This window comes from Cetobacterium sp., from assembly GCF_051653945.1.
Classification (GTDB): Bacteria; Fusobacteriota; Fusobacteriia; order Fusobacteriales; family Fusobacteriaceae; genus Cetobacterium_A.
On record NZ_JBOFXD010000041.1, the window covers coordinates 21,453 to 27,840 of the forward strand.

Genomic DNA, 6,388 nt, shown 5'->3' on the forward strand with positions numbered 1-6,388 from the left:
TGTTATACTTACAATATACTATTTTTATTTTTTTGTCAATATAAAAATAAAAAAGAGGAGTTCTCACTCCTCTCTTGCTCCTAATTCGAACGATATTTTTTTACTCATAGCAACCATCTTTGGTGCCAAATTTGGTAAAATATTCATCAACTTTTCTCTTGTTGCCATTATTGATGCTGTTCCAACAAAAATATTATTAACTTTAAAAATTGGAACTGATATACAATAAATTCCTAATTCAACCTCTGATCTCTCTAAAGAATATCCATCTTCTCTAATTTTATAAATCTCTTCTATCAATGTTTCTCTATCTATTATTGTACTATTTGTATACTTATATAATAGATTTTTGCTAAATATTTTATCTATATTTACATCTTGAGAATATGCTAACGCTAATTTTCCAGAAGCTGATGCATTTAAAGGAATTTTAGTTATTGATGTACTGATTGTATAATACATAGAATCCGATTGCACTCTATCTATTAATTTTAAATGCTCTCTCTTAAATAAAAATAAATTCACGGTCACTGAAAACTCTTCCGATATCTTTACTAAATACTTATGCCCGATATTCTTTATTAAAACATCCTCATTTACAATAAAGCTTTTTTCTATAAAGGCTGGTCCTAATGAATAATTGCTATTTTTCTCATTTTGTTCTAAATATGAGTTTTTTAAAAGCGTTGATACAATCCCATGTACAGTGCTTTTACTTAGATTAACTTTCTCACTAATCTCTTTTAATGAAAGTTCATGAACATTTTCATTAAAGCAATTCATTATATCTATTGCTCTTTGGATAGATTGTATAGTTTTCCCTTCCATAAAATCCCCTTTTATTTTAATCTAAAGAATCCTTCTTCAGTTTTTTCTATTTTTCCCTCTTTTAAAAGTTTTCCTATAGCTCTTTTAAAAGCCTTTTTGCTTATTCCAAAGTATTCTTTTATAGATTCTGGTGAACTATCATCATTAAATCTAAAGTGTGTTTTTAATATCTTCATTTTTCCTAAAATACTTTCTGCATCTTTATCCATCTGAACAAAAGCTAACTCTCTCATTGCTAAGTCTAACTTTCCATCCTCTCTAACTCTAATAACTCTAGCTTGAATCTCTTCACCTATATAAAACTTTTTAAAGCACTCACTATTTGGTATCAATCCAAAGTATCTATTATCCACTGCTACAAAAACACCAATTTCAGGGTTAATTCTATATACTGTACCTTCTACAAAATCATTTTTTTGATAATCCTTATTCGGCATTAAAAAACTATATATTTTCATTGTTGCAGATAGTCTTCCTTTACTATCCTCATATATTCCAACTAAAACCTCATCTCCTGATTTAACTTCTCCTACCATTTGTGCATGCGGTAATAGCAACTCTTTTTTTAATCCCCAATCTAAGAATGCTCCTAATTTTTCATTTATATCTGTTACATAAAGTTTTCCTATTGTCCCAACTGTTAACGCTGTTTTTCTCAAAGTTGCTATTAATCTGTCTTCTGAGTCTCTATATATCATTACATCTAACTCATCACCAATATCTAAAACTTTCCCCTCTAACTCATTGTTTGGCAGAAGAATGTTATCTTTTGAGTCCTCTGTTCCTGCATCTAAATATGCTCCTTTGCTACTGAAGTTATTGATCTTCATTGTTTGTCTTTTTCCTACTCTTACCATTTTACCTTTCTCCTTACTATTTTACTCCAAATAGTTTCCAAATAAATTAAATTTCTCTTCCATTTTATGAGGATAGTTTTTATAATAATACTCAAAAAGTTTTACTACAGGTTTAAAATCCTCATAATTTTCTAATATTCTTAAATACTCTTTTTCGATACTAATTAAAGAGTAATAATCACTTTTTTCAAACATTTTAAATAATCTGTTAATTATATCTATCACTTCTTTAAGAGGAACCTCTATTCCTTTTCCAATTATAAGTGCTTCTATATAATAAGTTCTACTTTCATTTTTTTTCTCAAAATGCTCTGATATTTTTCCTAAATTATATAATAATTTAAATTTCTCTTCATTATTTTTTATAATTCTCTTTTCATGAATCTTATTTAACTTCAAATAAATATTTTTCAGTTCGCTATTTCTTTTAGAACTCATTAAAATTTTTCCTAAACTATAGAGTGTGTGTAATTTTTCCTCTAAAGTCACAGCTTTTTTCAAAATTAAAAAATATAATTCAATCCCTTTTTCTACATCATACTTTATATAAATTTCTGCTAATATATTCAGACAATTATTTTTTACAATTCTATTTTTTATAATTTTTAAATATTCATTTATCTCATTCTCTATGTCTAAATAACTTTTTTCTTTATCTTTATAAAGTGACACTAGATATAGATAATATATTTTATCATTCCTTTTTAAAATTTGATTTGCTAAAATATCATCTTTATACTTATTAAACAGTAAAGATATTATCTCATACTTTTCATGTTTTGCACATAAATTTATGAAAATTTCAAATTCCTTTTCGTACTTTTTAATTTCTGGAATTCTTTGAAAAAGTTTACTATACATTCTTCTAGCTTCATTTGTATTTTCTAATTTTAAATACATCTCCGCTAAATCAATTATATATTTACTTTGATCTACTTTAGTTAATTTTAAAATTCCCTCTTCAACTAGCCATTTATTACTTATTTTTCCGTCTTTTATAACTCTATCTAAATATTTTTTAGCCTGTTCTTCAGAAGTTTCTATAAAACTCTCATAAGTTATTGTAAACTCTTCGCCTAATTCTTCAATTATTTTCTTTAAATTTTTATAAAAAATAACACTCATTTTTTTACTTAAAGATTTTCGACCATTTTCAACCATTCCTAAATATGTTTTAGAAACTTTATCCCCTGTTATATCCTCTTGTTTAATTTTATAATGTTTTCTATATTTTAGTATCTTTTCTCCTGGCGATAAAAACATACTATTCCCCCTTAAAATAAAAAACTGTTTATTATAGAGTATCAAATTTTACATATTTTTACAATAAAAAATACCTTAGATTAGTTTAAATTCTAATCTAAGGTATTACTTTACTCTTTTTCTAACAATATTGTTTTATTATTTTTAATGTAAATTGCTTCATAGTCATCTAAAGAATCCAGTGCTATTTTAGACATTGGAACTATTGCAATAATATTAAACACTGTCATTAATGCCACTCCTAAATCTCCCAATTCCCATACAAATAGATATTGAGCCATTCCACCTACAAACATCATAACTAATGCTAAAATTTTATATGCATCTTGAGCTTTCATACTATCACCAAATAAAAATGCTACGTTAGATCTTGCATAGAATAATATCCCCAAAAATGTACTAAAACTAAATAAAAATAATATTACTGCAACTAAAGGTGTTCCAATACTTCCTATATGATAGTCCATACAACTTTGAAGAAGATCCATTCCCATTTTTCCCTCTCTAATTGATTGTGGTGCTAATAACATTGTAAATGCTGTACAACTACAAACAACTAAAGTATCTATAAAAACACCTAAAGCTTGAATCAATCCTTGTTCAACAGGATGATCTACATCTGCTGCCGCTGCTGCACATGGAGCTGAACCACTTCCAGCTTCATTTGAAAACAAACCTCTTTTTACCCCTTGCATTAATACTGCTCCAAATCCTCCTGCAACTATCTGTCTAGCACCAAATGCTTCTTCAAAAATTTCTAAAAACATTCCAGGAACTGAACCTATATTTTTAATCAATATAAATAGTGTTAAAGAAAAATATAATATTGCCATTATTGGCACTAATCTATTTAAAACATCTGCTATTTTATCTTTTCTTCCTTTTCCAAATAAAACTATCGCTCCTAAAATTGTCATAGCAAGGGATGTATAAAGAGGGGATATCCCAAAGGCATTATTAAACGATTCTGAAACAGAGTTAGAAACTATTTGTGTTATTCCAACCCAAGTTATTAATCCAGAAATTGCAAATAAAATTCCACAAAGTCTAAAATTAGAAGATTTTTTATAGTATCTTTTTCCACTTTTAGATATAACATCCGAATCTTTTTCTAAATCTTTTTCAAAAGGATCTTCCTCTCTAGATTCAGCAATAACCTCCATTCGATTCATAAAATAAGCTGGGCCACCTCTCCACCCACCAAATAAAGGATCTTTTTCTTTATAAATTTGAGCTAATGTGCTCTCTATAAATGCAGTATTCGAACCTATTATAGCTGCTACCCACATCCAAAAGATTGCTCCAGGTCCTCCAAAAGAAACTGCAGCTACTACACCTGCTAAATTACCCATTCCCACTCTTGAAGCTGTAGCTATAAATAAAGCTTGTAATCCAGAAATAGCTTCCTTATCCTCTTTATTCTTACTTTTTAAAACTATTCTTATCATCTCTGGAAATAATCTAAATGATAACATCCTAGTTTTAATACAGTAATATATCCCTGTAGGAATTAGCATTAAAACTAATAAACTTAAGCCAATATTTGTTTCCCCAACATTAAATAATATTATATCACCCCATAAAAAACCATTTAATGCACTAACTGCTGTTTTCAACGGTGATAATAATGAATCTATAAACCCCATCACATACCTCCTAATTTTTATTTTAGTAGAAAGTTTTATGTAGGTATTTCTAGATTAAAATATCCTAAAGTTATCTTTAGGATATTTTAATTTTTATTATCTATTTCTGTGAAAATCTTCCTGTAAAAAATCTTAAACAAGCTGGTTCATACTCCCACTTTAATCCTTTTATCTGCTCTTTATTCTTATATAGTTCTATTATTGTATCTGCTACATAGTCTAAATGAGCATATGTATAAACTCTTCTTGGAATTGTTAATCTTACTGTTTCTAACTTAGGATAATGATTCTTTCCTGTTTTTACATCTCTTCCTGCTGATATAATTCCTCTTTCCATTGTTCTAACACCAGAATGCTCATAAATAGATGCTGCTAAAGCTTGAGCAGGGAAATCATCCTGAGTTAAATGTGGTAGAAATGCTTTGGCATCCAAGAAAATTGCATGTCCTCCATAAGGTTTTACCATTGGTACTCCTGCGGCATCTAATTTTTCTCCTAGATATCTTATCTGATTAACTCTATGACTTATATACTCGTAATTTACAGCCTCTCTAAGCCCAATTGCCATAGCTTCCATATCTCTTCCTGCTAATCCACCATAACTAGGCATTCCTTCAAATTGAACTACTGTAGCTGTCGCTTGTAGATATAATTCATAATCATTCATACATAAAAATCCACCAATATTAGTTAAACAATCTTTTTTTCCACTCATCGTACATCCATCACCATAAGAAAACATCTCTTTTACAATATCTTTTATAGATATATCTGCATATCCTTCTTCTCTTGCTTTAATAAAATATGCATTTTCTATACAACGTGTTGCATCATACATAATCTTAATTCCATGTTTATGAGCTAGTTCTGAAACAGCTTTTATATTAGCCATTGATACTGGTTGTCCTCCAGCTAAATTAACTGTAACTGCCAAACAAACATATGGTATTTTTTCTGCCCCAACTTCGTCAATTAATGCTTGAAGTTTTTTCAAATCTATATTTCCTTTAAATGGTAGGTCTATTTGAGAGTCATGAGCTTCATCTATTATAATATCTCTAAAAGTCGCTCCATTTCTTTCTTGATGGAATCTTGTAGTAGTAAAGTACATATTTCCTGGAACATAATCTCCTGGTTTAATTGTCAATGTTGATAAAATATTTTCTGCTCCTCTTCCTTGGTGAGTTGGAACTACATATTTAAAACCAAAAAGTTCTTGTACTGTTTTTTCTAAATGATAGAAGTTTCTACTTCCTGCGTAAGCTTCATCTCCTAACATTAATCCAGCCCATTGAGCATCACTCATAGCATTAGTTCCAGAGTCAGTCAATAAATCTATATAGCATTCATCCGATTTTAATAAAAAAGTATTGTACCCAGCTCTTTCAATAGCCTCTTTTCTCTCTTCTTTAGTCATAATAGCCATATTTTCAACCATTTTTATTTTATATGGTTCTGGTGCAAATCCTTTTGACATAATAATTCCTCCTCATTTATTTTTTCTTGTTGATAACATATATACTTTATTTTCTTTTTTATGTCAATATTGCTTATTTTAGAACGTTTTTTGTTATTGTTGTTTTATTTTTTATTATAAAAAAATAAATTTTAGTTTTTTTTATTTAAAATAAACTATTTTAAGGTTTTTTTTATAGAAATAATCTGTTTTATTTTTACTAACTTCGTATAAAAATAATTATCTTTACTCAAATAATTTAATTTTTTTAATAAAAAATTTTTTAAAATTTTTTTTATTTTAATTTTTTATATAAATTTTAATAAAAAAATAAATTA

General features: G+C 27.8%; 5 protein-coding genes. All 5 read right to left on the reverse strand.

The genetic code is table 11. The features are described 5' to 3' along the window. Positions 1-63: 63 nt before the first annotated feature. The 5 genes from ACRC8M_RS04050 to ACRC8M_RS04070 all read right to left on the reverse strand — a co-directional run bounded on the left by ACRC8M_RS04050 (position 64) and on the right by ACRC8M_RS04070 (position 6,071). On the reverse strand, positions 64-828 hold the full coding sequence (locus ACRC8M_RS04050; protein WP_438527973.1) for an IclR family transcriptional regulator: 765 nt from the start codon (positions 826-828) through the stop codon (positions 64-66). Positions 829-839: 11 nt separating this feature from the next. After that, entirely contained in the window at positions 840-1,685 is an 846-nt protein-coding gene (locus ACRC8M_RS04055) for a CvfB family protein (protein WP_438527974.1), read from the reverse strand. 21 nt (positions 1,686-1,706) lie between these two features. Beyond that, the gene (locus tag ACRC8M_RS04060) at positions 1,707-2,948 is read right to left on the reverse strand and encodes a hypothetical protein (protein ID WP_438527975.1); all 1,242 of its coding nucleotides are present in this window, start codon (positions 2,946-2,948) and stop codon (positions 1,707-1,709) included. A 110-nt stretch (positions 2,949-3,058) separates the two neighbouring features. Continuing rightward, positions 3,059-4,594 carry an alanine/glycine:cation symporter family protein gene (locus tag ACRC8M_RS04065; RefSeq protein WP_438527976.1) on the reverse strand — a complete coding sequence of 512 codons (1,536 nt, stop codon included), beginning with the start codon at positions 4,592-4,594 and terminating at the stop codon, positions 3,059-3,061. A 100-nt stretch (positions 4,595-4,694) separates the two neighbouring features. After that, complete coding sequence (locus ACRC8M_RS04070) at positions 4,695-6,071, reverse strand: tyrosine phenol-lyase (RefSeq protein ID WP_438527977.1); 1,377 nt, start codon at positions 6,069-6,071, stop codon at positions 4,695-4,697. Positions 6,072-6,388: the final 317 nt, after the last annotated feature.

Bases quoted from the DNA above. Each gene is read 5' to 3' on its own strand.
- ACRC8M_RS04070 (WP_438527977.1), bottom strand. From the start codon at position 6,071: ATGTCAAAAGGATTTGCACCAGAACCATATAAAATAAAAATGGTTGAA.
- ACRC8M_RS04055 (WP_438527974.1), bottom strand. From the start codon at position 1,685: ATGGTAAGAGTAGGAAAAAGACAAACAATGAAGATCAATAACTTCAGT.
- ACRC8M_RS04065 (WP_438527976.1), bottom strand. From the start codon at position 4,594: ATGGGGTTTATAGATTCATTATTATCACCGTTGAAAACAGCAGTTAGT.
- ACRC8M_RS04060 (WP_438527975.1), bottom strand. From the start codon at position 2,948: ATGTTTTTATCGCCAGGAGAAAAGATACTAAAATATAGAAAACATTAT.
- ACRC8M_RS04050 (WP_438527973.1), bottom strand. From the start codon at position 828: ATGGAAGGGAAAACTATACAATCTATCCAAAGAGCAATAGATATAATG.